The organism is Mycobacterium neumannii (genome assembly GCF_002245615.1).
GTDB lineage: Bacteria > Actinomycetota > Actinomycetes > Mycobacteriales > Mycobacteriaceae > Mycobacterium > Mycobacterium neumannii_A.
Genome location: NZ_NKCO01000001.1, coordinates 343,191 through 368,553, shown reverse-complemented (window position 1 = coordinate 368,553; position 25,363 = coordinate 343,191). Strand labels below are relative to the sequence as shown.

Here is a 25,363-nt window from a genome sequence, read left to right as displayed (position 1 = left end):
GTGACATCAGCCCGCGAATACAGCGCTGTCGACATCACGTCGGAAAAGTTCTGGAGTCGGCCCTTCGCCGTGCGCGACGAGACGTTCGCGCGGCTGCGAGCCGCCGACGGGCTGTCCTGGCATCCTCCGCTGCCTTCCATGTTCGGAATCGAGGAGCCCGGCTTCTGGGCGCTGACGCGGCGCGCCGACATCGCCTACGTCAGCCAGCATCCCGAACTGTTCACCTCGGCTCAGGGCGTCGCGCTGAACCCGATGCCCGCCGAGATTCAGCGGTTCGCCTCGTTCTTCTTGACCATGGACCCGCCGCAGCACACCGTGTACCGCCGGCTGATCAGCTCGGCGTTCACGCCCCGCAACGTGCGGCTGATCGAGGAACAGATCCACAAGAACGCGGTCACCATCGTCGAAAACCTGGTCGGCGCAGGCGAAGTCGAGTTCGTGTCGGCATGCTCGGCGCAACTGCCGATGCTGACGATCATGGACATGCTCGGCGTGGCCAGCGCCGACCAGCCCGCCGTCGCCTACGCCGCGGAGAAATTGTTCGGCATGAGCGACGACGAGTACGCCACCGAGGATGAGCGCGTCGCCGACCCGGTCGCACAGATCGCGCTGTTGTCGAACACCGGCGTCGAGCTGGCCAAGTTCCGGCGCACCCACCCCGGCGACGACCTGATGACGAGCATCGTCAACGCCGAGGTCGACGGCCACCGGCTGACCGACGAGGAGATCGGGGCCTTCCTGATCCTGCTCGCCTCGGCCGGCAACGACACCACCAAGCAGGCGACGACGCACGCGATGATGGCGCTGGTCGACAACCCGGACCAGCGCGACTGGTTGATGGCGGACTTCGACGGCCGGATCGGTTTGGCGATCGAGGAATTCGTCCGCTGGTCCTCGCCGGTCCTGCAGTTCGCGCGCTTCGTCACCGAGGACACCGAGATCAACGGCCAGCCGGTCAAGGCCGGGGACAAGGTCGCGCTGTTCTACTGCTCGGCCAACCGCGACGAGGCCGCCTTCGCCGACCCCGCCGCATTCGACCTTTCCCGTTCGCCCAACCCGCACCTCGGGTTCGGCGGCGGAGGCCCGCATTTCTGCCTGGGAAGCCAGCTGGCCAAAGCCGAGTTGCGAAACCTGTTCCGAGAGTTGCTGACTCGGTTGACGACGATCGAGTTCGGCGAACCCGACCTGCTGTACAGCAGTTTCGTGCACGGCGTCAAACGGCTGCCCGCCGTCGTTCGCTAGGAGTGCGCATGCGCGTCGAAGTCGATCTGGACCGGTGCACCGGACACGGGATCTGCGAGTCGATCGCCGAGGAGTTGTTCGAGGTGCGTGACGACGGTATCGTGCTGATCCACGAGCCCGAACGTCCGGAGTCCGACAGGGACCGGATGCTGCAGGCTGTGACGCAGTGCCCGGCCGCGGCGTTGCGCTTGATCGACTAGCTCAACCGGCTCGACTGGCTGGGCGAGCTTGGCCTCCGATTCGCCTCCCGCGGAGTTATCGTTTCGGCAATGAGGTCGAGATTGCTTGCGGTGTGCCTGGTCGCGATCGGCGTGACCGGCTGCGGCGCGATCAGGGGATCGTTCGACCTCGTCGCCGAGGAGCCCACTCCGATCGCGATCACTACGCTCGCCGCACCCGATGCCACGCTGGCCGACAGCGCTGTCGTCGCAGAGGCGGCGCGCAGCGTCGTGAAGATCCACACGGAGGCCCTGCAGTGCGCGAGGACGGTGGACGGCAGCGGGGTCGTCGTCGCACCGAACCGGGTGATGTCGGCCGCACACACCGTGGCGGGCGCGGACGTCGTCAGAGTCTGGGCGGGCGACCGGGAGATACCGGCCACCGTCGTGGTTTTCGACCCGGCGATGGACGTCGCCGTGCTCGACGTGCCCGACCTGCAAGCCCCCACGCTGGCGATGGACCAGCACACCGCCGTCATCGGCGCCGATGCCCTCGTGCTCGGATATCCGGGGGGAGGGCCGTTCGTGGCCACCCCTGCGCGAATCCGCAGGGTCATGGAGCTTCTCGGGCCGGACATCTACCGCACCACGACGGTGAACCGCGAGGTCTACGTCATCAGGGGCCCGATCCGGCGCGGCGGTTCCGGTGGACCGCTCATCGACCTGAACGGCCACGTGCTCGGCATCAGCTTCGGGGCGGCCATCGACGACCCCGAGACCGGTTTCGTGCTCACCGCCAAGCAGGTCTCGGCGACGGTGACCGACGGGGCGCGCGCGAACATCCCGGTCGCGACCGGCGCCTGCACGCCCTGATCAGCGCTGGGGCATCGGCCGGACGAGCACGGACTGCTGGATCGCGCCGACCGCGCCGGTCTCGTCGAACAGCGTGCCGAGCGTCGTACCGATGCCGTCGGGCCCGTAGCTGGTCTCGGCGCGGATACCGATCCACTCGCCCTCCGGGATCCGGTGCACGTGCACGACGAGATCGGTGTTCATGAACGTCCAGCGGCGGATGTCCAGCTTGGTCCCGATGCCGTTGGCGTCGTCGGCCACCGCGAACAACCGCTCCAGCGGGGTCATGGCCTCGCCTTTGACCAAGTCGACCTCCGGGCGGATCCACGACTCGCCGGGCCCCTCGCACAGCGGTTCGGTCAGCCACCGCCAGTCGAGGCTGTGCACGTAGTTGCGATCCCAGTCCTTCTTCATGTCACGGCTTTTCGCCTCGGACAGCGGACGCAGAGGAGGTTGCGGCGCATGCTGTACGGCGTGGGTGTCGACGGTCTTCAACCGCCACCCGCTGGCCCGCGCGACGGGCCGCGGGTCCCCGTCCGGCCTCGCAGCCAGCAGTTCGGAGCTGACGAGTTCGATCTGCTTGCCCGAGCGCTCGATTCGCGACCGCACCCACAGATCACCCTCGGCGGGAACACCGCCGAGCAGGTCGATCAGCACCCGGCTCAAGCGGGTGTCGTCGCGGGCCTCGCAGCGTTTGAGCGCGCGAACCAGGATGGCAGACACCGGCGCTCCGTGCTGGATCGCGGCCGACCAGGTGCTGCGGACCAGGTCGGTCGCGCGGAACTTCTCGCCGAGCGGATCGGCGTCGTCGATGAGCTCGTAATAGGAATCGCTCACGGTAGCCCGGCTCCCGGTATGTCGACGGTGGTCGCATCGAGGCGCGACAGCTTGGTGCCTTTGAGCCGCTGTGGATACGCGTCGGTGCTGGACAACAGAAAAAGGGTGCGACGCTCGGGACCGCCGAGCGCGCAGGCGATCGCGATGCGCTCGCCGATGTCGATGCGGTCGGTGACGCCGCCGCCTTCGGTGATCCGCTCGAACTGACCGGCCAGCGTCATCGCGGCCCACACGGCGCCCTCGGCGTCGAGGCAGATGCCGTCCGGTGGTCCGTCGAGCTTGTCGGCGAAGATGCGGCGATCGGACAGTGCGCCGTCACCTGCAAGGGAGTACGCGGTCAGTCGGCGTCCGGTCGACTCGGCGACGATCAGCGTTGTGCCGTCGGTGGTGATGACCATCCCGTTCGGGAAGTCGAGGCCGTCGGCGACGACGGTGAACGTGTCGTCGGGATCGAGCCGCACGATCACTCCCTGTTCGCGGGCCGGGGAGCCGACGTAAGCGCGCCCGGTGCGGTCGACGACCATGTCGCCGAGTGGGGCCGGGACGATCGCGGACAGGTCGGCGATCGCCGTGACGTTCTCGCCGTCGTAGCGCAGCACCTGGCGCGCCTCGGTGGAGGAGATCAGCAACGACCCGTCGGGGCGAAATCCGAGGCCGGCGGGCGCATGTCCCGGAAGGGGCAGCGTCGTCAGATCACCGTTGAGGTCGACGGTGTGCACCGCTTCGCCAAGCATGTCGGAGAACCAGAGCAGACCTTCGAACCAGCGCGGGCCCTCGCCGAAGCAGAACCCCTTCGCCAGCGGCGTCGGAGTCATCCCGACACACCTTTACAAAACACGCGATAAGTGTCACGCTCGCAAGGTGTCGCTGTCAAATGGGTGCAGGTCATGAAGAAGTACTACGGTCACACGCTGCTCTATCTCCACGAGACCATCGCGCTCGGTTCCGGCCGGTCCGGCGGGTTCAGTGAGGTTTTTGGCGACGTGTACCAGCCGATGATGGCCGACCTCGGCGCGCGGCTGTTCGCGATCTGGGAGACGACGCCGTACAACGGCCACTGGCCGCAGGTGACGATCATCTGGGAGATCGACACGTTCGCCGACTATGCGCGCATCGGCAAGGCGCAGGCCAGGGGCGGCAGCCATGAGGAAGCCGCAGCGAAGTGGTCGACATACCTCGCCGAGATCGGCGCCTCGGGTGAGGGCCGCATCATGTACGCGGGTAAATACAATCGGACACTCGCGCAGCTGCAGGAGGCGAACTTCGGTGCCGGGCTGGTGATCCAGGAGATCATGCAGACCAAACCCGGCCGCCAGGACGACTACATCCGCGAACTGGAACGCCTCTACGTGCCGTGGTCGGAACGTACCGGAAAGCGTTGGCTCGGTTCGTTCATCACGACCTTCCGCTTCAACGAGGTCATCCATTACTGGGCGCTCGACGACGACTGGGACTGCTTCGCCAACCACTACCCGTCGTGGAAGGACAGCCCGCCCGTCGAGATCGTCACCTGGATGAGCGTCGCGCCCGCGCTGCGCGACGGCTGGGAAGACTCCATCCTGGCCGCCCTCCCACCGTCACCGCTGCGATGAACATGACTGTTCTCGAGACGTTCTCCTATGATCCGTTCGACCCGGCGGTGATGGCCGACCCGCTGCCGTTCTATCGGGCGCTGCGCGATCGGCACCCGGTGTACTTCGTCGAGAAATGGGACACCTACGCCCTTTCGCGTTTCGAGGACATCTGGCGGGTGTTGGAGGTCAACGACGGCACGTTCGTTTCCTCCGAGGGAACCCTGCCCGCGGCAACGGTTCTCGCGAAGCACAACGACGGGCCCGTGCCCGACCCGGCGCTGCATCCGATGCCCTTCCACGCGAACTTCGACGCGCCGATCTACGACACCGTGCGACGCTGCACATCGCCCCCGTTCCGGCCGAGGTCGGCCGGCAAGTTGGCCGACCGCATCCGTCAACTGGCCAACGAGCGCCTCGACGAGTTGCTGCCGCGCGGCGCCTTCGACCTGACCCAGGACTACGGCGGCATCGTCGCCGCGTCCATGGTCTGCGAATTGCTCGGATTGCCGGTGGATCTCGCGGCCGACGTGCTGGCGACCGTCAACGCGGGCAGCCTCGCGCAGCCGGGCAGCGGGGTCGAGGTGGCCAATGCACGGCCGGGTTACCTGGAGTACCTGATTCCGATCATCCAGCGCAGCAGGACCACGCCCGGCGAGAACCCGATCGCCGACAACCTGATCGAGTACCGGCTGCCGGACGGCTCGGCGTTCACCGATGTCGAGGCCGCCACCCAGTTGCTCGGGATCTTCATCGGCGGAACCGAAACGGTGCCGAAGATCGTCGCACACGGCCTCTGGGAGCTGGGCCTTCGGCCCGATCAGCTGTCCGCCGTGCGCAGCGACGTCGACAACCATGTTCTCGTCGCGCGCGAGGAGATGATCCGCTATTGCGCGCCCGCGCAATGGTTTGCACGCACCGTGCGTAAGCCGTTCACCATGCACGGCACCACAATTCGACCAGGGCAACGGATCATTTCACTGCTGGCGTCGGCCAACCGTGACGAACGCGAATACTCCGATCCGGACACGTTCATCTGGGACCGTCCCATCGAGCGCCTGCTGGCCTTCGGTCGCGGACAACACTTCTGCCTCGGGGTGCACCTGGCGCGGTTGGAGATCGGCATCATGGTGACCGAATGGCTCAAGCGGGTCGGAGACTGGCGCATCGACGGTGAGGCCGCGTCCCGGCCGCCGTCGAGTTTTCAGTGGGGCTGGAGCAGTGTTCCTGTCGAGGTCCACGCGGAGGGTGTGTGAGATGTGGTCCTATCGACTGGTCGCGCCGTACACCTTCGAGCGCCAAGACATTCCGGAGACAACGCCGGAGTCGTTGGCAGATCAGCAGGTGCTGCTGCGCTTTCGCGCGGCGGGGGTCTGCGGTAGCGACCTGCCGCCGTTCCGGGGTGTTCGCGGCAAGATCGCAGGCGATCGGGGGGTGAGCGCGGCCGAGATGCCGGGCTTCCCGATCCACGAGGTCGTCGGCGAGGTGATCGCCAGTAGGCATCGCAGCCACGGTGTGGGGGACTGGGTCGTCGGCTGGGCGTCCGGCTTCGACGGCCTGATGCAACATGTCGTCGCCGACGGCGACGGGCTGGCCTACTACGACCATAATCTGAGCCCGCAGCATGCCGTTGCCCTGCAGCCGCTGGCGTGTGTGCTGTATGCGGTCGAACAGTTGCCCAAACTCAGAGGCCTGCACGTCGCGGTGATCGGGCAGGGCTCGATCGGTCTGCTGTTCTCCTATGCGGCAAAGGCGTTCGGCGCACGTCGCGTCACCGGCGTCGACCCGGTCGACCGCGACGTGGTGGGCAAGGAGTTCGGCGTGGACACGATCGTGCGCGCCACCAGCGACCGGTGGGTGAGCCACCTCGAGCCCGGCGACCGGCCCGATGTGGTCATCGAAGCCGTCGGGCACCAGGTCGCCACCCTCGGTCACGCGATCGAGGCGGCCGCGCCGGGTGGGACCGTGTTCTATTTCGGTGTGCCCGACGACGACAGCTATCCGATCAGCATGCGCACCATGCTGCGCAACAACTTGACGCTGAAGTCCGGTGTGACCCTGGACCGGCGACGGATGCTGGCCGCTGCCAACGAGTTCGTCCGGCACCACCCCGATCTGCTGCCGACTTATGTGACACACACATTCGGCGTCGACGATGCCCAGGCCGCGTTCGAACTCGCGTGCCGCCCGGCGCCGGACCGCATCAAGATCGCGATCGTCGAATGACCAGCAGAATTCAGCAGGCCCTCGCCACCCGTGAGCACGTGTGGGGAGGATGGGTGGTCGGGCCGACCATCATGGGCCCCGAAGAATTCGCCCAGGCCGGCTACGACTATGTCGGATTCGACGTGCAGCACGGGTATCTGGGCGACGCCGATGTCGCGCTGTTGTTGCGTCGCCTCGAACACGTCCGGATCGCGACGGCGGTGCGGTTACCCTCTGCCGACCCCGCACCTATCGGCCGTGTGCTCGACGCGGGCGCCGACGCCGTCATCATCGCGATGGTGGAATCGCCGGAGCAGGCCGCCGCGGCCGTCGCGGCGACCCGGTACCCACCCGCGGGGGTGCGCAGCTACGGGCCGCTGCGCGCCGACGTCGGGCGCGATCCGGCCGAACACGAAGCCCGCGCGGGGGTGTTCGCGATGATCGAGAGCGTGCGGGGACTGGCCGCGGTCGACGAGATCTGCGCGGTGCCCGGGGTGACGGGGGTGTACGTCGGCCCCAACGATCTGGCGATCGCGCTCGGGCACGCCCCGGCCGCGGCCTGGACCGCGACGCCCGTCACGGACGCGCTCGCTCGTATCCAGTCCAGCGCCGCCGCGTCGGGCGTGATCGCCGGCATCCACGCCGGCAAGAATGGAAGGGCCATGGCCGACATGGGGTATCGCATGCTCACGGTCGCGTCGGAGTCTCAGGCGTTGCGGCGCGGCGCCGAGGAGATCCTCAAGGATTCCCAGTGACGGGCGATCGCGTCGCGCTGGTGACCGGCGCCGCACGCGGGCAGGGCGCGGCGATCACGAAACGCCTGCTCCAGGACGGATTCCGGGTCGCGGCATGTGACGTGCGGATGGACGAATTGCGGGCGACGATCGCCGACCTCGGCGACGAGGTGATCCCGGTCGAACTCGACGTCACCTCGCCCGAGCAGTGGCAAGCCGCCGTGAGCCAGGTGGTCGACCGGTTCGGGGGGTTGTCGACGCTGATCAACAACGCCGGGGTGCTGCATCGTTGCTCCCTCGACGACGAAACACCCGAGGCGTTCGAAAGCAGTTGGCGGTTCAACTGTCTGGGCCCGTTCCTCGGAATCAAGGCAGCACTGGAGCATCTCCGGCGGGCAGCGGGGCCCGTGATCGTCAACACCGTCAGCACCGGTGCCATCCGGCCCTTCCCGAACCACGCCGCGTACGGATCGTCGAAGTGGGCGTTGCGCGGGCTGACCCAGGCCGTCGCCGCTGAACTCGCCGGGGCCGGCATTCGGGTCAATGCGGTGTTCCCGGGCCCGATCGAAACCCCGATGCTCGACCCCGCCACACAGCAGCGGCTGACCGCGACGCTCGGCCGGATCGGGAAACCCGACGAGGTCGCGAACGTGGTCGCCTTTCTGGTCTCCGAGCAGGCGTCCTTCATGACGGGAGCCGAAGTCGTCGTGGATGGAGGGCAATGCCTTCGAATCGGGTGAGGTATCCGAGCCTCTCGGTTGGGATCATCGGCGCCGGCCCCGGTGGCCTGGCGCTGGGGATCTTCCTGCGCAAGGCCGGTTTTCGCGACTTCACGATCTTCGATCGTGAGGGCGGCGTCGGCGGCACCTGGCGGATCAACACCTATCCCGGCCTGGCCTGCGATGTGAAGTCGCACCTGTACTCCTACTCGTTCGACCTGAACCCCGACTGGTCTCGGCTGTGGTCCGGGCAGAAGGAGATCCTCGAATACTTCGAACGTTGCGCGCTACGCTACGAACTCACGCCGCACCTGCGGCTCAACACCGAGATCATTTCGGCGCGATGGGCGGGCGACCGATGGCAGCTGACCTCGGCGAGCGGTGAACGGTTTGATTTCGACGTGGTGGTCTCGGCGGTCGGCCTGTTCACCCGGCCCGTCATGCCCGACCTGGTGGAGGAGGAACCGTTCACCGGCACGTTGATGCACACCGCGCGGTGGGACCACGACGTCGACCTCTCCGGCAAGCGAGTGGCGGTGCTGGGTACGGGATCGACAGCGGCGCAACTGGTTCCGGAGGTCGCCACGGTGGCCGAGCGCGTCTACTCGGTGCAGCGCTCACCGACGTGGGTGCTGCCCAAACCCGATCGGGCCTACAGCGGGCGGGAGAAGTGGGTGTTTCGCAACATCCCGCTGGCGAAGAAGATCTACCGGACCCGGCTGTGGTTGCGCAGCGAGTCGAATATCTCGGTCATCGAGAACGGCAGCGACAAGACACTGGAGTTCAAGGGCATTGCGCTCAAGGTGCTCGAGGCGACGATCCCCGACGACGAGTTACGTCGCAAGCTGACCCCCGACCATCCCTTCGGCTGTAAGCGGTTGGTGTTCGCCACCGATTACCTGCAGGCCCTGACGCAGCCGCACGTCGAGGTCATCGCGAGCCCAGCGCGAGCGTTGCGGGCGCGTTCGCTGGTGACCGAGGACGGCACGGAACTCGAGGTCGACGTGGTGCTCTGCGCGACCGGTTACGCCGCCGCCGACTACCTGGGCCAGATCGACGTCGTCGGCGCGGGCGGGGTCTCGCTGCGTGAGACCTGGAGTGACGGAGCCTACGCCTACCTGGGGATGGCGGTGCCGCGCTTTCCCAACTTCTTCATGCTCTACGGCCCCAACACCAACGTCGGGTCCAACAGCGTGATCTTCATGCTCGAGGCGCAGGCGCATTACATCGTGCGGGCGCTGAAACACCTTCGGCGCCGGGGTAAGTCGTACATCGAGGTACGTCCGCGCACGATGGCGGCGTTCCTGGCCAAGGTCGACCGCTGGATGGCGGGCACCGTCTGGCTGACCCGCTGCAGCAACTACTTTCGCGCCGCCAACGGCCGGGTCGTCACGCAGTGGCCGCGCAGTGCCCGCGCGTTCTGGGGGATGACGCGGCGGTTCAAGCCGTCCGATTACACGTTCGACGCGCCACTGCGGGACCGGGCGGCGACGGCGCAGACCCCGACCGCTGCGAGGCGCTGACGTCGTGACCATCACCGAGCGGCTCGACCCCGCGCTGCGCCACCTGGCGGAGGCCCGCACCGACCTGTCGCCAGGACTGCTCGGCGTCGTGCGCGATTCGCTCAACCAGCGCCGCGCCGAAACGGCCAGGGCGGTCAACGACATCGTCGTCGAGATCGAAGAGCGGGTGGCGCACTCGGTTCCGGTGCGGATATACCGCGGCGCGGCCGCACCGTCGCCGGCGGTGATCTACTGTCACGCCGGGGCGTTCGTATTGGGCAATCTCGACACCGACCACCTGCAGTGCGTCGAGCTGGCCAGGCGCGCCGGTTGTACGGTGCTTTCGGTCGACTACCGGCTGGCGCCTGAGAATCCCTTCCCTGCGGCGCTCGAGGACGTGCTGGCCGTGCTGAACTGGACGGTCGAGTGCGCGACCGAACTCGGACTCGACGCCACCAGGTTGGCGGTCGCGGGAAGCAGCGCAGGCGGCGCGCTGGCGGCAGGACTCGCGCAACGTTCGGCGGACTCGTCGGCGCCGCCGGTGGTGTTTCAGCTGCTGCACCAACCGGTGCTCGACGACCGGCCCACCGAATCGAAGACGGAGTTCACTACGACGCCGGGCTTCGACGGGCCCGCCACCGAGATGATGTGGCGGCACTACCTGGGCGATACGGCCGCCGATGCATCCGCGGTTCCGGCCCGCTCGGCCGACTTGTCCGGTGTGGCAGACGCTTTCATCAGTTGCTCAGAGCTCGACCCGTTGCGTGACGAAGCGGTGGAGTATGCGCTGCGGCTGATGCGCGCCGGCGTTGCGACCGAACTGCACGTGTTTCCGGGCACCTGTCACGGGTTCGACTCGCTGCTTCCCGAGTGGGACACCAGCATCCGGCTGTTCGAACTGCAGGGCGCGGCGTTGCGGCGCGCGTTGCACGGCAGCTGAGTACGGACGCTCACCGGCGGCGAGTGTCCACAAATTGTCGTGACATGGCGGCGTGTCGTGTGCAGACACGGTCGCTCGCGGGGGGTTTTTTACGAGGTGAGTTCGCGGGCGATCGCGGAGTGGTAGGCGTCGATGTGTGCCGGGTTGACCGCCCGGAAGAAACCGTCGGGCATCGGGGCGTGCTTGGGGGCCTCGACCGTCATCGTCCGGGTGAACAGTGTGATGTCCTCGCCCGGCCGGGTGAAGTGGTACTCGACGGTGATGCGGCCCTCCATGCCGCCGTTGCCGTCGCTGTCATGACCGAGCCGGCCGACCGAGGTGAAGACCCATATCGTCGGGCGCGCGGCGACGGCCAGGTGCCAGGTGAAGATGCGGTTCCCGTCGGGACCGGTCTCGGTCCAGGTGTCGCCGACGCGCAACGGCAGGTGCTCAGGCAGTCCGCCGATGTGGGCGCTGGTGGGATACGTCTTGGGCCAGTTCGTCGGGTTGGTCACGAAGTCATAGATCGTCTCCGCCGGGTGTCGAAAGGCGGTCTCCGAACTGGTGGTGACGATGCCCAATGTGCTGCCTTCCGTGGATGAACCGCTCAAGACTTTACAACTAACCGCAATAGTGTCACGGTGTCCAGGTGGACTTCTCCCGCGTGCAGCTGAGCGAGGACGACAGGGCGTTTCAGGACGAGCTCCGGGACTTCCTGCGCTCCGTCGTCACCGACGAGGTCATCCAGCGGGACCGCGAAACCGGCGAGAACTTCGACGAGGGTGTCCATCTGGCGCTCGCCGCGCGCGGATACCTCGCCGCGGACTTCAACTCCGAGGCCGAAGGCGGGTTCAACGCCATTCGCCGACGGATCTGGGAGCTGGAGATCGGGCGCTCGCACGCACCGTGGTTCCACTGGCCGACGACGATGATGGTGGCACGAAGCCTGCAGCAGTTCGGCTCCGAGGAACTGAAGCAGGAGATACTCCAGAAGGTACTCTCGGGGCACTACCGGCTCTGCTTGGGCTACACCGAACCCGAGGGCGGCTCGGACGTCGCGACCTGCAAGACCCGGGCGGTACGCGACGGCAACGCCTGGGTGGTCAACGGCTCCAAGATGTTCACATCGAACGCTCACAACGCGCACTACGTCTTCCTGATCACCAATACCGACCCCGCCGCGCCGAAACACCAGAGCCTGACGATGTTCCTGGTGCCGCTCTCCTCGCCGGGCATTGAGATCCAGCCGATCCGCACCGTCGACGGCGACCGCACCAACATCACCTACTACAGCGACGTCCGCGTCGACGACAAGTACCGCGTCGGCGCCGTCAACGGCGGCTGGTCGGTGTTGCGCGAGGCGCTCAACGCCGAGCACGGCACCATCGAACGCGACGACCAGGGTCTGCAGAAACTGGCGACGATGACCGAGCACCTGCTACTGCTCGCCGAGGCGGTCGACCACATCGCCGCCGTTGTCGGCGAGGAGGATTCGGCGCGGTATCGCCTCGGCCGCGCTATCGCCAGGATCGAGGCGGCGATGAGCACGCCGGAAATGTTCGGCCGGGTGGCCAACGCGCAGACGATGCGCGACGTCGCACCGGATCTGATGGATCTGGTAGGCGCCGCAGGAAGCTTGCCGACCGGCGCCGAGGGCGCGGCGGGGGACGGGGGAGTCGAGTACGCCTTCCGCCTGGCCGGACCCGCCGGTATCTACGGCGGCACGCTGGAAGTGTTCCGCAACATGATCGCCCAGCACGCACTCGGGCTCGGCAGGCCGAACTACTCGCCACCGGCGAAGCGGCCCGCTTAGAGCCGTGCGATCACCTCGCCGGCCAGCAGGTCCAACGTCTGGTCGGACGCGCGATCGTGGGTGAACAGCACAATCTGGCCGAAACCGAGTTCGTGCAGTTCGTGCAGCCGGTCGACGACGGCGGACGGCGTCCCCATCAGGCCGCCTTCGGTGAGCCCGAATGCCGGTGCGCCGAAACGCTTCTCGGCTAGCCGCTTCACATCCGGCAGCGACGCGTCGTCGGGTGCCAGTGCCATCACCGCCTCGACCGACAGCACGATGCTCGACGCATCCCGGCCGACGTCCTCACAGATGGCACGCAGCACCGACACCTTGTGCTGCAGTTCCCCCAGTGCGTACGTCGGCACGTTCCAGACGTCGGCGTAGCGCGCGACCAACGGCAGCGTGTACTTCTCGCCGACACCGCCGACCACGATGGGCGGCCTCTGCTGCACAGGACCGGGCTTGACGGGGAAGTCCGTGACGGTGAAGTGGCTGCCGCTGAAGTCGATTCGCTCCTCGGCGAAGGCCTGGGTCAGGATCTCCAGCGTCTCGCCGAGGCGTTCGGAACGCTCGCGAAACGACCCCCACGGCAGCCCCACCCGGTTGTGCTCGTCCTCGATCGACCCGCTGCCGAGCCCGAGTTGCAGGCGGCCGGCCGAGATCTGGTCGAGTGTGGTGACCATCTTGGCCAGCACCGCGGGATGGCGAAACTGGTTGCACAGCACCATGTGTCCGACGCGGATGCGTTCGGTGTTGCTGAGCAGCGCGGTGGCCAGCGTCCACGCCTCCAGCGACGGATAGTCCGGAACGCCCGGGCCGTAGAGATGGTCGTAGAGCCACAGCGAGTCGATGCCGAGTTGCTCGCAGCGCCGGGTGCGATCCAGCATCTGCCCGTAGGTGAAGCCCATCTGAGGCAGGTACACGCCGATCTCGGGCTTGCCCATGTCCGCAGTTCCCCTCGCTGTGGAAGCTGTACTTTCCGCGGTTCGCATGGTAACGACATTCTCGGAAAACGAGAAGAATGTTCTAGACGGGACACAAAGACATGCGGTTCACCTTCACCCACCCGATGCACACCCATCCGTACAACCCGGAGTTGGTCACCGGCAGGGGAATCGCGACGGTCGCAGCCGCCGCCGAGGCCGCGGGGTTTCACGGCTTCGGTTTCACCGACCACCCTGCGCCGACTGAGCGCTGGCTGAACGCCGGCGGCCACGACGCGGTGGACCCGTTCGTGGCCATGGGTTATGCGGCCGCGACCACGACCACGCTGCGGCTCATCCCCAACATCGTCGTGCTGCCGTACCGCAATCCGTTCGTGGTCGCCAAGGCCGGTGCCACCCTGGACCTGTTGTCGGAGGGACGGTTCACGCTCGGTGTGGGGGTCGGCTACCTGAAACGCGAATTCGCCGCGCTCGGGGTCGATTTCGAAGAGCGCGCCGCCCTGTTCGAGGAGGCGCTGGAGGTGATCCGCGGCATCTGGACCACCGACGACTTCTCGTACTCGGGCCGCCACTTCACCGCCAGTGGGATCACCGCGCACCCGCGGCCCGTCACCGATCCCCACCCCCCCATCTGGATCGGCGGCAACACCGGCGCCGCCCGCAAACGCGTCGTCGCCTACGGCGACGGGTGGTGCCCGTTCCCCGCACCGGCCGTACTGGCCCAGACCGCGCGCACGGCACCGATGGACGTGGACGCACTGACCTCCGGCGTCGAGGACCTTCGCCGACGCTTCGACGAGGCGGGACGCGACTGGGCGCGCATCGACGTCACGTTCACTAACCCCGACGGCGGCAGCCCCGGCGGCGATGACTTCAACGCCGATGCGTACCTGTCCGGCTTGGAGAAGCTGGCCGGGATCGGGGTGACATGGGTTCAGGTCGGTCTTCCCGGCGACAGCCTCGCGCACGTGCTCGACACCATCGAGCGGTTCGGGGAGTCGGTGATCGCCAAAGCCTAGCTACGGTCGCCGAATCTGAACTTCTGTGCGAAATTTCGGCGGAATATCGAGCACAGATTCAGTTTCGGCGCGGGGGTTATCGGTCGGGTGAGGGCAGTTCGGCCGACATCTCGACGCGCTCCGGGTCGAAGCTCAAGAAACCCGCAATCGGCAGCGTCTCGGGCGGCGGTTCCGGATAACTCCACGCGACGTCCTCGACCACCGTGTCGCCGACGACGGCCGACCAGTACGACGCGTAGCCCTTGTAGTTGCAGTAGGTGGTGGTCGGCGACGGCCGCAGCAGGTCGGTTCGCACGTGCGACGGGTCGACGTAGAGGCGCGGCTCCAGCGACGTCTCGAACACGATCACCGTCTCGGCCGTGTCGACCAGTGCCTGACCCGCCACCGTCACCCGCAGCGCGCGGTGCGTCGGACGGCAGTCCACGCGGTGGTAAGGGTTGGGCGGATAGTGCACGAGCGTGCGGCCTTCCTCGAGCCAGGTGTCGACGGCGTCCCACGGCACGCGGACGTATCCGGGCGCCTCGACCACCGGCTCACTCGGAAGGTCGCCGACCTCGTCGACGGGAAAGGCGTAGCTGAGCGGATGGTCGCGCCGATGCACCATCAACGCCCGCTCGGTGTCGAGCACCGTGCGACCGCCGCGCAGGGCCTGCACGCGGCGCGGATGAGGTTCGACGAACACCACGTCGTCGGGCAGCGGGGGCGTGAACCAGCCGGCCGGATCGTTGCTCAGCGGTCCGCGGGCGGCGACGAGGGTCATGCCGTCAGCCTGACAAATTTCGGGCAGATCGTCACCTCTTGACCGAACGCGCTTGAGAAGGAGCACGATTGGGAAACCGGTAGGCGTCGGCTGGGCGAGGGGGATGCGGGGAGGTATGAAGCGACTCAACGGCGTGGACGCGTTGATGCTGTACAGCGAGACGCCCGAGGTCCACATGCACACCCTCAAGATCGGCATCCTCGACGTGTCGGGCGTCGAGAACTACAGCTTCGACATGCTGCGGGAGGTCGCCTATCCGCGCCTGCTCGCGCTGTCGGCACTGCGCTACCAACTCGTCGACATCCCGCTGCGGCTGCACCATCCGATGTGGTGGGAGAACCATGACATCGACCTCGACTACCACCTGCGGCGAGCACACGTCGCGCCGCCGGGTGGACGGCGCGAACTCGACGACCTGATCGGCCAGATCGCCAGCACGCCGCTGGACCGCAGCCGGCCATTGTGGGAGATGTACGTCGCCGAGGGGCTGGCCGACGGGCGCGTCGCGATCATCCACAAGGTTCATCACGTGCTGGCCGACGGCGTGGCCTCGGCCAACCAATTGGCCAAGGCCTTGGAGGACGAGACGCCGACGCCCGTTCGCGCCGTCGCCGATCCCGCGATGCGCAGCACCGCGCAGCTGGTCAAGGCCGCGGGCCGCGACCACGCGCACCTCATCCGCCGACTCCCCAGGCTCGTCAACGAGACGGCCGCGGGTGTCGCCCGGGTGCGCAAGCGCGCCAAGGAGCGCGGCCGCCATCCCGACCTGGCCCGCAGCTTCGCCCCGCCGCAGACCTTCATCAACCACGTCGTGTCCCCTGGACGCCGCTTCGCGACGGCCCCGCTGTCGTTGGCCGAAGTCAAGGAGACCGGCAGGCATCTGGGTGTGACGCTCAACGACATCGTGCTGGCCACCGCGGCCGGGGCGCTGCGCACGCTGCTGCTGCGCTACGACGGGCACGCCGACGCACCGCTGATCGCCGGCGTCCCGGTCAGCACCAATCCCTCGCCAGATCGGTTGACGGGCAACGAGTTCACCTACATGATGCCGTCGCTGCCGGTGCACATCGCCGACCCGCTCGAACGGGTCCGGCTCACCGCAGTGGCGACCAGGATCGCCAAGGAGAGCCACCAGCTGCTCGGGCCGGCGGTGCTGCCGGCGTGGATGTCGTACCTGCCGCCGGCGTTGGCACCCAGATTCTTTCGGCTACAGGCGCGTCGGATGGAGTCCGGCGCGGTGATGAACCTGACCATCTCCAACGTGGCGGGGCCCCGCGACCGCGGGCACATCGCTGGCGGTGTGCTCAGCGAGATCTACTCGGTGGGCCCGGTGGTCACCGGCAGCGGGATGAACATCACCGTGTGGAGCTACGTCGACCAACTCGCCATCTCGGTGCTGACCGACGATCGCACACTCGATGACCCGCATGAGGCCACCGACGCGCTGCTGGAGTCCTTCGCCGAGATCCGCCGCGCGGCCGGGCTCCCCGGCGAGTTGGCCACCGTGGCATCGGCCCTCCCGCTGGCCGCAGCATCGCATTGACCTACACCGCAGCCTCGGACCTTTACAGATCGCCACAATAGTGTCACGCTCTAGGGGCGCCGCGACAGCCCCTCGACCGGCGCCGCTGACCGATCGGATAGGAACTATGGCAACTCGAACCTTTCCCGACGACGTCGTGTCGGTGGACGGTGCTTCGGCCGCCGACGGCCCGGCCAACCGCCATCACCTGACGGTGCTGGCGGCGGACCTGGCCGACGTGATCGGGCCCGCCGGCGGCTGGCTGTTCGACCGGGCGCAGGCGGGATGGGATGTCGACGTCTGGGTCGAGCACTGCGCTGACGAGCGGCCGCTGACGATCCTGGGTGCTGCCACCGTCGACGAGACCTCGGAGGCCGTCCTGCGCGACGTGCCCCGCAACGGTGTGCTGGCGGTCAGCACGGCGTTGCTGCGCGACGATCCGCAGGTCCGCACCCGCGTCGTTGAGCTGGCGAAGCGCGGCGTGGAGGTGATGGCCTGGGGTCAGGACCGGCCGGGTGACGGTGATCGCATCGACACGATCGAGCACCGGCTGAGTGTCGCGGCCCGCGCGTTCAAGGCACACGCCCTGGCCGCGGCCGGATTGACGCGTGGTGTGGACGTCACGGAGACGTTGTTCGACCTGGGGGTCGATTCCCTGCGGCCGCTGAATCCGGTCTAGCGGATCCAGCCCCGTTTACGCAGCCACCAGTCGCGCGCGACCGCGCCGAGGATCAGCACGGCGAATCCGACCAGGAAGATGTCCTCGACGCGCCCGGTGTGGTTGCCGTGGATGAGCGAGAGCAGGAACAGCGCCGCGATGATGCCGCCGATGTGGAAGAACTTGGGGTTTTCCTTCGACCAGCCCCATTCGGCGGACGGCACGTCTTCGACGTCCACCCCGGTGTGTCGCTGCACCTCGGTGTTGGCCACGGCTGCTCCTCATGGTCGGGCTCGGTACTGCCGACATTCTGGCATATGCCCAACACAGGGGACCTACTAAGCCCAGCCGTAGGGTGATGCGTCATGACACCGCGGACGCAAGGAGTGCAACGGATGCAGTTCGAGGGCAAAGTCGCGTTCATCACCGGCGCTGCGCGAGGCCAGGGCCGGGCGCACGCCGTGCGGTTCGCCGAGGAGGGCGCCGACATCATCGCCGTCGACCTGTGCGAGCAGATCGACAGCGTCGCCTACCCCATGGCGACGCAGGAGGACCTCGACGAGACCGTCAACCTGGTGGAGAAGACCGGCCGCAGGATCATCGCCGAACGCGGGGACGTGCGCGACCTGGAGCGGATGCAGGAGATCGCGGCCAAGGGCGCCCAAGAGTTCGGCCGTATCGACTTCGTGCTCGCCAATGCGGGGATCCTGCCCGCCGCGGGCGAGCAGGGCCGCGGGATCTCCGCGTTCGTCGACGCGGTGAACGTCATGCTCAACGGCGTCTACTACACGATCACCGCGACGTTGCCGGCCCTGCTCGCCCACGGCGACGGCGGCGCGATCGTGATCACCAGTTCGGCGGCCGCGTTCAAACCCGTCACCGTCGACTTCGGCACCATGAACCATGGCGCGGCGGGCTACACGGTCGCCAAGCACGGAGTCATCGGCGTGATGCGCCACTTCGCGCGGGCATTGGCGGAGAAGAACATTCGCGTCAACTCGGTTCACCCCGGCGGGGTGGCCACCCCGATGATCTACAACGAGGCGTTGGCGCAGTGGTCAGGTGAGCATCCGGCGTTCAGTGTCAGCCAGCAGCCGCTGCTCAACGTTCCACCGGTCGAGCCGGAGGCGATCAGCGACGCGATGGTGTACCTGTGCGGCGCAACCGGCAGATACCTGACCGGGGTTGCGCTGCCGGTCGACGGGGGCCAGATCATCAAGTGATCTCGGAGTACCGCCGCAGCGCCTCCTTGCGTTCGGCGGCGTGGTCGACGATCGGCTCCGGATAACTGTCGTCGTCGAGGTCGGGCACCCAGCGCCGCACGTAACTGCCGTCGGGATCGAACTTCTCACCCTGGGTGGTCGGGTTGAAGACGCGGAAGAACGGTGCGGCGTCCGTCCCGGTGCCTGCGGCCCACTGCCAGCCGTGCTGGTTGTTGGCCATGTCGCCGTCGACCAGCTGCTCGAGGAACCAGCGCGCACCCCATTGCCACGGCAGATGCAGGTCCTTGACCAGGAAGGAGGCGACGATCATGCGGACCCGGTTGTGCATCCAGCCGGTCTCGGCGAGCTGGCGCATGCCGGCGTCGACGATGGGGTAGCCCGTCCTGCCCTCTTTCCAGGCCTCGTACCGCTTCTGTGCGTCGGGACCGTCGTCGACCTCCATGTCGTCGAACGACGAATTCCAGTTCCACCAGGCGCTGCGGGGCCATTCGGCGAGCACCGCGGCGTAGAAGTCGCGAAACGCCAACTCCCGCAGGTACGCCTGCGCGCCCTCGCCCCGGCCGAGATCGGCGGCCATGGTGCGCGGATGGATGGTGCCGAACTTCAGATGCGTCGACATGCGGCTGGTGCCGCTGCGGTCGGGGCGGTTCCGGTCGTCGGCATACGTATCGAGTCCGTTGGCCACGAACGACTTCCACTGCTTGCGGGCCGCCGTCTCACCGGCGGGCATGTCGAGGGCGACCCCCGCATCCGGGATGTCCACCGCGCCCGCGACTTCCGAGGGGTCGAGCCAGCGCGCCGATTTCAGGCCGGACGCGGCGGGCGCGCGCCAGCCGTGTTCGCGCCAAGCCCGGTGAAACGGGGTGAACACCTTGTACGGGCCGCCGTCGGGTTTGGTCACCCGCCCGGGGGAGACGAGGTACGGCGAACCCGACGCCTCGAGGGGGATATCGCCCAGTGCGGCCTCCACGGCGTCGTCGCGCCGCCGACCGAACGGCGTGTAGTCCGCCGAGATGTGCACCGCCGGCGCGCCAATCGCCTTGGCGACAACGGGTATTCGTTTTTCAGGCCGGCCTCGCGTGACGTACAGCCTGCCGCCGAGGCCGTCGCGCAGATCGCGCAGCGCGTCGTAGAGGTACTGCAGTCGACGGGCTCCCGCCGACGCTTCGAGCCGGGGATCGAGGACGTAGCAGGCGAGCACCTCGCCGTCGCCGGCGGCCGCGGCCAGCAGCGAGGGCAGATCGCTCAGGCGCAGATCGCGACGAAACCACAACAATGTGGGCATGGCATTGATGCTGCCCTGAAATCGCGGTAGAGAAACAGGATGGAGTTCTGGTCGGGCACCGCGTTCATGAAAACGTCAGAGATCCTCGGGCTCGCCCGCGCCTTCGACGAGGCCGGTTACGACGGGATGGTGTGCTCGGACCACATGATCTATCCGCGCGAACTCAGTTCGCCGTATCCGGATTCGCCGACCGGAAAGCCGATGTGGGCACCGGAAACCGCCTGGCCTGACTGCTGGGTGCAGATCGGTGCGATGGCGGCGGTGACGACGCGGCTGCGGTTCTCCAACGCCGTGTACATCGCGCCGGCGCGACCGCTGCTGGAGGTGGCCAAGCAGGTCGCGACCGCATCGGTGCTGTCCGACGGCCGGGTGTCGCTGGCCGCGGGCGTCGGCTGGATGCGCGAGGAGTACGAGTTGATGGGCCAGGATTTCCGCACCCGCGGCAAGCGGCTCGACGAGATGATCCCCGCCCTGCGCGAACTGTGGCGCGGCGGCTGGGTGTCGTGGAGCGGCGAGTACTACCAGGTGCCGGAGCTGATGATCGAACCCCATCCGGTTGGCCCGGTGCCGATCCTGTGCGGCGGGGAGTCCGACGCCGCGCTGCGCCGCGCCGCACGGCTGTGTGACGGGTGGGTCGGCTACGCCTACCGGTGGGACGATGCCGTGGGCTACGCCCAGACGTTGCGCGCGCTGCTTCGCGAGTACGGCCGCGAGAACGAACCGTTCGGCATCATGCTGGCGCTGCTCGAGCCGCCGTCACCGGATTTGTACAAGCGGGCCGAGGACGCAGGCATCACCGCGGTGATGTGCAGTCCGTGGATGGGTTTGGACCTCGAACCCGGTGGGGTGGAGCGGTATCGGGAGCCCATCGAGCGATTCGCCGAGACCATCATCGCCAAGGTGCGGCCATGACCTTCTCCGAGGACGAGATCCGCGAACTGGTCGAGTGCCTCTACACCTCGATCGACCGCAGGGACTGGGCGACGGTCGAGAGCCTGGTCTCGCCACGGCTGGTCGTCGAGGTCGACGGACCACCGGCCCTCGGGTGGCAGGAGTGGCAGTCGCACCTCGAGGAGTTCACCCGGGGTTTCTCCGACGGACGGCACGCGATCGAGGAGATACTGGTCGACGGTTCGCACGGCATCACGCGGTTCACGTTCACCGGCACCCACGACGGCGAGTTCCGCGGCATCCCGCCGACTGGGACCAAGGTCGAGGTCACCGGAATCCACATCGACCGGTTTCAGGGCGACACGCTGGTCGCCCACCGCGGCCAACTCGACCTGCACGGGCTGCTGCGGCAACTCGGGGCGGGCTGAGACGGGGCTGACGCCGGCAGGAGAGGGCAGCCCGGTTCGGGGGTACCGGGCTGCCCTCGGATCCTGCTGTGGCGCAAATCAGTTCATCGGGGGCATCAGCACCGTGTCGATGAGGTAGACGGTGGCGTTGGCCGTCTGCACGCCGCCGCACACCACCGAGGCGTCGTTGACCCGCAGGTCAGACCCGTGACCGGTCACGGTGACATCGGCGCCCTGCACTGTCTTGTGCGTGCCGACGACCTGAGCCGGAGCGGCCTGGCCGGGCACCACGTGGTAGGTCAGGATGCTGGTCAGCAACTCCGAGTCGGTCTTGAGCGTCTCGATGGTGGCCGGGTCGATCTTGGCGAACGCATCGTCGGTCGGCGCGAACACCGTGAACTGGCCGCCGTCGAGCGTCTCGACGAGGTTGACATTCGGGTTCAGCTGTCCGGAAACAGCTTTCGTCAACGTGGTCAGCAGCGGGTTGTTCGAAGCCGCAACCGTGACCGGATCCTGGGCCATGCCCGTCACCGAGCCCGGACCGGCAGGCACCTGTTGTGCGTATGCCGTGCAGCCGGGTCCGACCATCTCGGCTTGGGCCGTGGCGGTGGTGCCCAACATCAGGGCGGTGGCTCCCAACGCGGCCAACCCTGCGCCGGCCAATCTCTTCCTTGCGTTCATCACTCGTGCTCCATTCGGGACGGGACGGCTTGTGCCGTCGGATCTTTGCTTCGATCTCTATTCGGTGCCGACGACGTGTCGGATGGGTGGCAATTTCCGATCGGGGTTGCGACGGGCCCGGAACCGCGCATGTGGAGTCGAAAGCGATTCCGGGCCCGCCCCGCCCGGGAGCGGCCTAGGAGGCGGCCGGCGGCATCAGGACGGTGTCGATCATGTACACCGTCGCGTTGGCAGTGCGCACTCCGCCGCACACCAGGCCCGCGTCGTTGACCTTCAGGTTGTCGCCCTCACCGGTCACCGTGACGGTCGCGCCCTGCACGGTCTTGTGGTCGCCGGCGACCTGAGCCGGGCTGGCCTGGCCCGGCACCACGTGGTAGGTCAGGATGCTGGTCAGCAACTCCGAGTCGGTCTTGAGCGTCTCGATGGTGGCCGGGTCGATCTTGGCGAACGCGTCGTCAGTCGGTGCGAACACCGTGAACTCACCGCTGTCGAGCGTCTCGACGAGGTTGACGTTCGGATTCAGCTGTCCGGAAAGCGCCTGTGTCAGGGTGGTGAGCATCGGGTTGTTCGAGGCGGCGACGGTCACCGGGGACGGCGCCATTCCGTTGACCGAACCCGGGCCCGACGGCACCTGCTCGGCGTACGCCGCACACCCGGCGCCCACCAGGCTGCCGGCCGGGTCCATGGATTGCTCCATCGGGGCCGGCGCGACGCTGGTCGATGCCGACTCCGCCGTGGCCGACGGCGCCGCGGAGGTGGCGTCGTTCGAACACGCCGAGAGGGTCAGGATCGCGGCCGCGGCCACACCCGCCGCGGATACGGACTTGCCGAACTTGATCTTCATGCGCTGCTCCCTTGTCGTGGACGGGCGGTGCCGTCCTCTGCTGTGACACCGGGGATTCGGACCGGAGCGGCCAACGGATGGATCCCGTCAGATTCACGTCACATCTGCGAAACGGGTGTGCCTGCGCTCGGCGGGCTGACGAGTGGGCACCGGCAGGCGGCACAATGGTTCGGTGAGTATTTCCGGCGGGGCCGAGCGCGGCGACGCGGCATCAGGCCGGCGACGCGTGCTGATCCTCGGCAGCACCGGATCGATCGGGACGCAGGCGCTCGACGTCATCGCCGCCAACCCCGACCGCTTCGAGGTCGTCGGCCTGGCCGCAGGCGGCGGTAATCCTGACCTGCTGGCGCGGCAGCGCGCCGCGACGGGTGTGACCAATATCGCCGTCGCCGACAAGGCGGCCGCCGCTCGCGTCGGCGACGTCACGTATGCGGGGCCTGATGCCGTCACCGAGCTCGTCGAGAACACCGATGCCGACGTGGTGCTCAACGCGCTCGTCGGCGCGCTCGGGCTGCAACCGACGCTGGCCGCGCTCGCGACCGGCGCTCGCCTGGCGCTGGCGAACAAGGAGTCGCTGGTCGCCGGTGGCCCCCTGGTTCAAAAGGCGGCCCGACCAGGCCAGATCGTGCCCGTGGACTCCGAGCACTCGGCGATGGCGCAGTGCCTGCGCGGCGGCAGCCCCGACGAGGTCGCCAAGATCGTGTTGACCGCATCGGGCGGCCCGTTCCGCGGGTGGAGCGCCGAGCGGCTGGAGTCGGTCACGCCCGAACAGGCCGGCGCCCACCCCACCTGGTCGATGGGGCCGATGAACACCCTCAACTCGGCCTCGCTGGTCAACAAGGGGCTCGAGCTGATCGAGACGCACCTGCTGTTCGGCGTGCCCTACGACCGCATCGAGGTGGTGGTGCACCCGCAGTCGATCGTGCACTCGATGGTCACGTTCACCGACGGTTCCACGCTGGCTCAGGCCAGCCCGCCGGATATGAAGCTGCCGATCGCGCTGGCGCTCGGCTGGCCCGAACGGGTGCCCGCGGCGGTGTCAGCCTGCGACTTCACCACCGCGTCGACCTGGGATTTCGAGCCGCTCGACGACGAGGTGTTTCCCGCCGTGATGCTGGCCCGGCGGGCCGGAGAAGGGGGCGGCTGCCTGACGGCGGTCTACAACGCCGCCAACGAGGAGGCGGCGGCGGCGTTCCTCGACGGGCGCATCCGCTTCCCGGCGATCGTGCGCACGATCGACGACGTGCTGCGCGCTGCCGACCAGTGGGCCGCCGAACCAGCTACCGTGGATGACGTACTTGACGCCCAGCAGTGGGCGCGTGACCGTGCCGCGCGCGCGGTCGAGCGGAAGGTAATCACCACCAGATGATGTGGCTCACCGGTGTCGTGCTGTTCGCACTGGCCATCTTGGTCTCGGTGGCCCTGCATGAATGCGGCCACATGTGGGTGGCGCGCGCCACCGGAATGAAGGTGCGCCGCTACTTCGTGGGCTTCGGCCCGACGCTGTGGGCGACCTGGCGGGCGAACAAGCTCGGCGACCGCACCGAGTACGGCGTCAAGGCGGTCCCGCTCGGCGGATTCTGCGACATCGCGGGCATGACGTCGGTGGAGGAGCTCGCGCCCGACGAGCAGGACCGCGCGATGTACAAGCAGAAGACGTGGAAGCGCGTCGCGGTGCTGGCCGCCGGCCCCGGCATGAATTTCGTCATCGGCCTGGTGCTGATCTACGGCATCGCCGTGGTGTGGGGGCTCCCCAACCTGCACGCGCCGACCACCGCGATCGTCGGTGAGACGTCGTGTGTGAAGGCCGAAGTCAACAGGGGTCAGCTCGGCGACTGCCTGGCACCCTCTCCCGCCGCGGCCGCGGGCATCCAAGCCGGGGACACGGTGGTCAAGATCGGCGATACGCCCGTGGCGAACTTCGACGAGTTGGTCACCGCCGTCCGCGCGCTCGACGGCCCGACCGAGTTCACCGTGCAGCGCGACGGCGAGGAGTTCACCACCCTGGTCGACGTCGTGCCCGCCCAGCGCTGGGTCGCCAAGGGTGATCTCGCCGAACCTGTTCCGGTCGGCACGGTCGGCATCACCGCGGCGCAGTTCGGGCCCACGCAGTACAACGCGCTGTCGGCGGCGCCCGCGACGATCGCGTTCACCGGCGACCTCGCCGTGGAGATCGGCAAGTCGTTGGCCAAGCTGCCGACCAAGATGGGCGCGCTGGTGCGCTCCATCGGCGGTGAGGAGCGCGATCCCGAAACCCCGATCAGCGTCGTCGGCGCCAGCATCATCGGCGGCGACGCCGTGGATCAGGGGCTGTGGGTGGCGTTCTGGTTCTTCCTGGCGCAGTTGAACTTCGTGCTCGGCGCGATCAACCTCGTACCGCTGCTGCCGTTCGACGGCGGCCACATCGCGATCGCGTTCTACGAGAAAATCCGCAACTCGATCCGGTCGGCACGCGGCAAGGTGGCCGCGGCTCCGGTCAACTACCTGAGGTTGATGCCCGCCACGTACGTGATCCTCGTCGTGGTGGCCGGCTACATGCTGTTGACCGTGACCGCCGACTTCGTCAACCCCATCAGAATCTTCCAGTAAGCAGTA

General features: G+C 67.8%; 28 protein-coding genes. 19 read left to right on the top strand and 9 right to left on the bottom strand.

Annotation, left to right across the window (positions count from 1 at the left end; all coding sequences use genetic code 11):
- The 3 genes from CEX88_RS01925 to CEX88_RS01915 all read left to right on the top strand — a co-directional run bounded on the left by CEX88_RS01925 (position 1) and on the right by CEX88_RS01915 (position 2,273).
- Positions 1-1,242, top strand: coding sequence for a cytochrome P450 (locus tag CEX88_RS01925; RefSeq protein ID WP_094292186.1), 1,242 nt, complete (start codon positions 1-3; stop codon positions 1,240-1,242).
- 8 nt (positions 1,243-1,250) lie between these two features.
- On the top strand, positions 1,251-1,442 hold the full coding sequence (locus CEX88_RS01920) for a ferredoxin (protein WP_094292296.1): 192 nt from the start codon (positions 1,251-1,253) through the stop codon (positions 1,440-1,442).
- Positions 1,443-1,511: 69 nt separating this feature from the next.
- Positions 1,512-2,273 carry a MarP family serine protease gene (locus CEX88_RS01915; RefSeq protein WP_082961651.1) on the top strand — a complete coding sequence of 254 codons (762 nt, stop codon included), beginning with the start codon at positions 1,512-1,514 and terminating at the stop codon, positions 2,271-2,273.
- Here the strand turns inward: CEX88_RS01915 and CEX88_RS01910 are convergent, their stop codons facing one another.
- Entirely contained in the window at positions 2,274-3,089 is an 816-nt protein-coding gene (locus CEX88_RS01910; protein WP_094292185.1) for a thioesterase family protein, read from the bottom strand.
- A complete protein-coding gene (locus tag CEX88_RS01905) occupies positions 3,086-3,904 on the bottom strand; it encodes an SMP-30/gluconolactonase/LRE family protein (protein WP_094292184.1) in 819 nt (272 codons plus the stop codon). The genes CEX88_RS01910 and CEX88_RS01905 overlap by 4 nt, the downstream gene beginning before the upstream one ends.
- A gap of 72 nt (positions 3,905-3,976) precedes the next feature.
- Between CEX88_RS01905 and CEX88_RS01900 the strand changes: the two genes are divergently transcribed.
- The 7 genes from CEX88_RS01900 to CEX88_RS01870 are packed head-to-tail and all read left to right on the top strand — an operon-like array spanning position 3,977 to position 10,760.
- Positions 3,977-4,681 carry an NIPSNAP family protein gene (locus CEX88_RS01900; RefSeq protein ID WP_094292295.1) on the top strand — a complete coding sequence of 235 codons (705 nt, stop codon included), beginning with the start codon at positions 3,977-3,979 and terminating at the stop codon, positions 4,679-4,681.
- Positions 4,678-5,916, top strand: a complete 1,239-nt coding sequence (locus CEX88_RS01895; RefSeq protein WP_094292183.1) for a cytochrome P450 — start codon at positions 4,678-4,680, stop codon at positions 5,914-5,916. Before CEX88_RS01900 ends, CEX88_RS01895 begins: the two co-directional genes overlap by 4 nt.
- 1 nt (position 5,917) lies before the next feature.
- Positions 5,918-6,886: a zinc-binding dehydrogenase gene (locus CEX88_RS01890; RefSeq protein WP_094292182.1), complete on the top strand. Its 969-nt coding sequence runs from the start codon at positions 5,918-5,920 to the stop codon at positions 6,884-6,886.
- On the top strand, positions 6,883-7,620 hold the full coding sequence (locus tag CEX88_RS26245; protein ID WP_094292181.1) for an HpcH/HpaI aldolase family protein: 738 nt from the start codon (positions 6,883-6,885) through the stop codon (positions 7,618-7,620). Before CEX88_RS01890 ends, CEX88_RS26245 begins: the two co-directional genes overlap by 4 nt.
- Positions 7,617-8,339 (top strand): SDR family NAD(P)-dependent oxidoreductase, encoded by a 723-nt coding sequence (locus tag CEX88_RS26240; RefSeq protein ID WP_094292180.1) that lies wholly within the window; start codon positions 7,617-7,619, stop codon positions 8,337-8,339. Before CEX88_RS26245 ends, CEX88_RS26240 begins: the two co-directional genes overlap by 4 nt.
- A complete protein-coding gene (locus tag CEX88_RS01875; protein WP_420799166.1) occupies positions 8,336-9,841 on the top strand; it encodes a flavin-containing monooxygenase in 1,506 nt (501 codons plus the stop codon). Before CEX88_RS26240 ends, CEX88_RS01875 begins: the two co-directional genes overlap by 4 nt.
- A gap of 4 nt (positions 9,842-9,845) precedes the next feature.
- Complete coding sequence (locus tag CEX88_RS01870; RefSeq protein ID WP_094292178.1) at positions 9,846-10,760, top strand: alpha/beta hydrolase; 915 nt, start codon at positions 9,846-9,848, stop codon at positions 10,758-10,760.
- A gap of 89 nt (positions 10,761-10,849) precedes the next feature.
- Here the strand turns inward: CEX88_RS01870 and CEX88_RS01865 are convergent, their stop codons facing one another.
- Complete coding sequence (locus CEX88_RS01865) at positions 10,850-11,320, bottom strand: SRPBCC family protein (protein ID WP_094292177.1); 471 nt, start codon at positions 11,318-11,320, stop codon at positions 10,850-10,852.
- 68 nt (positions 11,321-11,388) lie between these two features.
- On the opposite strand from CEX88_RS01865, the gene CEX88_RS01860 reads away from it, so the two are divergent.
- On the top strand, positions 11,389-12,552 hold the full coding sequence (locus CEX88_RS01860) for an acyl-CoA dehydrogenase family protein (RefSeq protein ID WP_094292176.1): 1,164 nt from the start codon (positions 11,389-11,391) through the stop codon (positions 12,550-12,552).
- Here the strand turns inward: CEX88_RS01860 and CEX88_RS01855 are convergent.
- Positions 12,549-13,478, bottom strand: coding sequence for an LLM class flavin-dependent oxidoreductase (locus CEX88_RS01855; protein WP_094292175.1), 930 nt, complete (start codon positions 13,476-13,478; stop codon positions 12,549-12,551). The two genes, CEX88_RS01860 and CEX88_RS01855, sit on opposite strands and share 4 nt — an antisense overlap.
- A 101-nt stretch (positions 13,479-13,579) precedes the next feature.
- Between CEX88_RS01855 and CEX88_RS01850 the strand changes: the two genes are divergently transcribed.
- Positions 13,580-14,497: an LLM class F420-dependent oxidoreductase gene (locus CEX88_RS01850; protein WP_094292174.1), complete on the top strand. Its 918-nt coding sequence runs from the start codon at positions 13,580-13,582 to the stop codon at positions 14,495-14,497.
- 76 nt (positions 14,498-14,573) lie between these two features.
- Here the strand turns inward: CEX88_RS01850 and CEX88_RS01845 are convergent, their stop codons facing one another.
- Entirely contained in the window at positions 14,574-15,257 is a 684-nt protein-coding gene (locus tag CEX88_RS01845) for a DUF427 domain-containing protein (protein ID WP_094292173.1), read from the bottom strand.
- A 115-nt stretch (positions 15,258-15,372) separates the two neighbouring features.
- Between CEX88_RS01845 and CEX88_RS01840 the strand changes: the two genes are divergently transcribed.
- Both CEX88_RS01840 and CEX88_RS01835 read left to right on the top strand, forming a co-directional pair.
- Positions 15,373-16,800 carry a WS/DGAT/MGAT family O-acyltransferase gene (locus CEX88_RS01840; protein WP_066843082.1) on the top strand — a complete coding sequence of 476 codons (1,428 nt, stop codon included), beginning with the start codon at positions 15,373-15,375 and terminating at the stop codon, positions 16,798-16,800.
- A gap of 106 nt (positions 16,801-16,906) precedes the next feature.
- Positions 16,907-17,458 (top strand): hypothetical protein, encoded by a 552-nt coding sequence (locus CEX88_RS01835; RefSeq protein WP_238381918.1) that lies wholly within the window; start codon positions 16,907-16,909, stop codon positions 17,456-17,458.
- Here the strand turns inward: CEX88_RS01835 and CEX88_RS01830 are convergent.
- On the bottom strand, positions 17,455-17,709 hold the full coding sequence (locus CEX88_RS01830) for a DUF2631 domain-containing protein (RefSeq protein WP_066843080.1): 255 nt from the start codon (positions 17,707-17,709) through the stop codon (positions 17,455-17,457). The two genes, CEX88_RS01835 and CEX88_RS01830, sit on opposite strands and share 4 nt — an antisense overlap.
- Before the next feature lie 93 nt (positions 17,710-17,802).
- Between CEX88_RS01830 and CEX88_RS01825 the strand changes: the two genes are divergently transcribed.
- Complete coding sequence (locus CEX88_RS01825; protein WP_231987694.1) at positions 17,803-18,660, top strand: mycofactocin-coupled SDR family oxidoreductase; 858 nt, start codon at positions 17,803-17,805, stop codon at positions 18,658-18,660.
- Here CEX88_RS01825 and CEX88_RS01820 read toward each other — a convergent pair.
- Positions 18,653-19,945: a cryptochrome/photolyase family protein gene (locus tag CEX88_RS01820; RefSeq protein ID WP_094292172.1), complete on the bottom strand. Its 1,293-nt coding sequence runs from the start codon at positions 19,943-19,945 to the stop codon at positions 18,653-18,655. The two genes, CEX88_RS01825 and CEX88_RS01820, sit on opposite strands and share 8 nt — an antisense overlap.
- 39 nt (positions 19,946-19,984) lie before the next feature.
- Here CEX88_RS01820 and CEX88_RS01815 point away from each other — a divergent pair, with 39 nt between their 5' ends.
- Positions 19,985-20,857 (top strand): TIGR03619 family F420-dependent LLM class oxidoreductase, encoded by an 873-nt coding sequence (locus tag CEX88_RS01815; RefSeq protein ID WP_094292171.1) that lies wholly within the window; start codon positions 19,985-19,987, stop codon positions 20,855-20,857.
- A complete protein-coding gene (locus CEX88_RS01810; RefSeq protein ID WP_094292170.1) occupies positions 20,854-21,264 on the top strand; it encodes an ester cyclase in 411 nt (136 codons plus the stop codon). Before CEX88_RS01815 ends, CEX88_RS01810 begins: the two co-directional genes overlap by 4 nt.
- 78 nt (positions 21,265-21,342) lie before the next feature.
- On the opposite strand, the gene CEX88_RS01805 is transcribed toward CEX88_RS01810, so the two are convergent.
- Positions 21,343-21,924, bottom strand: a complete 582-nt coding sequence (locus CEX88_RS01805; RefSeq protein WP_068198312.1) for a fasciclin domain-containing protein — start codon at positions 21,922-21,924, stop codon at positions 21,343-21,345.
- 175 nt (positions 21,925-22,099) lie between these two features.
- Positions 22,100-22,768 carry a fasciclin domain-containing protein gene (locus tag CEX88_RS01800; RefSeq protein ID WP_094292169.1) on the bottom strand — a complete coding sequence of 223 codons (669 nt, stop codon included), beginning with the start codon at positions 22,766-22,768 and terminating at the stop codon, positions 22,100-22,102.
- 178 nt (positions 22,769-22,946) lie between these two features.
- On the opposite strand from CEX88_RS01800, the gene dxr reads away from it, so the two are divergent.
- Both dxr and CEX88_RS01790 read left to right on the top strand, forming a co-directional pair.
- The gene (dxr, locus tag CEX88_RS01795; RefSeq protein ID WP_094292293.1) at positions 22,947-24,137 is read left to right on the top strand and encodes a 1-deoxy-D-xylulose-5-phosphate reductoisomerase; all 1,191 of its coding nucleotides are present in this window, start codon (positions 22,947-22,949) and stop codon (positions 24,135-24,137) included.
- Positions 24,134-25,357, top strand: coding sequence for a M50 family metallopeptidase (locus CEX88_RS01790; protein ID WP_094292168.1), 1,224 nt, complete (start codon positions 24,134-24,136; stop codon positions 25,355-25,357). The genes dxr and CEX88_RS01790 overlap by 4 nt, the downstream gene beginning before the upstream one ends.
- The last annotated feature ends 6 nt before the right edge of the window (positions 25,358-25,363 follow it).

Coding starts and splice junctions, on each gene's coding strand:
- CEX88_RS01920 (WP_094292296.1), top strand. CDS start 1,251: ATGCGCGTCGAAGTCGATCTGGACCGGTGCACCGGACACGGGATCTGC.
- CEX88_RS01915 (WP_082961651.1), top strand. CDS start 1,512: ATGAGGTCGAGATTGCTTGCGGTGTGCCTGGTCGCGATCGGCGTGACC.
- CEX88_RS01905 (WP_094292184.1), bottom strand. CDS start 3,904: ATGACTCCGACGCCGCTGGCGAAGGGGTTCTGCTTCGGCGAGGGCCCG.
- CEX88_RS01900 (WP_094292295.1), top strand. CDS start 3,977: ATGAAGAAGTACTACGGTCACACGCTGCTCTATCTCCACGAGACCATC.
- CEX88_RS01895 (WP_094292183.1), top strand. CDS start 4,678: ATGAACATGACTGTTCTCGAGACGTTCTCCTATGATCCGTTCGACCCG.
- CEX88_RS01890 (WP_094292182.1), top strand. CDS start 5,918: ATGTGGTCCTATCGACTGGTCGCGCCGTACACCTTCGAGCGCCAAGAC.
- CEX88_RS26245 (WP_094292181.1), top strand. CDS start 6,883: ATGACCAGCAGAATTCAGCAGGCCCTCGCCACCCGTGAGCACGTGTGG.
- CEX88_RS01855 (WP_094292175.1), bottom strand. CDS start 13,478: ATGGGCAAGCCCGAGATCGGCGTGTACCTGCCTCAGATGGGCTTCACC.
- CEX88_RS01850 (WP_094292174.1), top strand. CDS start 13,580: ATGCGGTTCACCTTCACCCACCCGATGCACACCCATCCGTACAACCCG.
- CEX88_RS01845 (WP_094292173.1), bottom strand. CDS start 15,257: ATGACCCTCGTCGCCGCCCGCGGACCGCTGAGCAACGATCCGGCCGGC.
- CEX88_RS01840 (WP_066843082.1), top strand. CDS start 15,373: ATGAAGCGACTCAACGGCGTGGACGCGTTGATGCTGTACAGCGAGACG.
- CEX88_RS01835 (WP_238381918.1), top strand. CDS start 16,907: ATGGCAACTCGAACCTTTCCCGACGACGTCGTGTCGGTGGACGGTGCT.
- CEX88_RS01825 (WP_231987694.1), top strand. CDS start 17,803: ATGACACCGCGGACGCAAGGAGTGCAACGGATGCAGTTCGAGGGCAAA.
- CEX88_RS01820 (WP_094292172.1), bottom strand. CDS start 19,945: ATGCCCACATTGTTGTGGTTTCGTCGCGATCTGCGCCTGAGCGATCTG.
- CEX88_RS01815 (WP_094292171.1), top strand. CDS start 19,985: ATGGAGTTCTGGTCGGGCACCGCGTTCATGAAAACGTCAGAGATCCTC.
- CEX88_RS01810 (WP_094292170.1), top strand. CDS start 20,854: ATGACCTTCTCCGAGGACGAGATCCGCGAACTGGTCGAGTGCCTCTAC.
- CEX88_RS01805 (WP_068198312.1), bottom strand. CDS start 21,924: ATGAACGCAAGGAAGAGATTGGCCGGCGCAGGGTTGGCCGCGTTGGGA.
- CEX88_RS01800 (WP_094292169.1), bottom strand. CDS start 22,768: ATGAAGATCAAGTTCGGCAAGTCCGTATCCGCGGCGGGTGTGGCCGCG.
- CEX88_RS01790 (WP_094292168.1), top strand. CDS start 24,134: ATGATGTGGCTCACCGGTGTCGTGCTGTTCGCACTGGCCATCTTGGTC.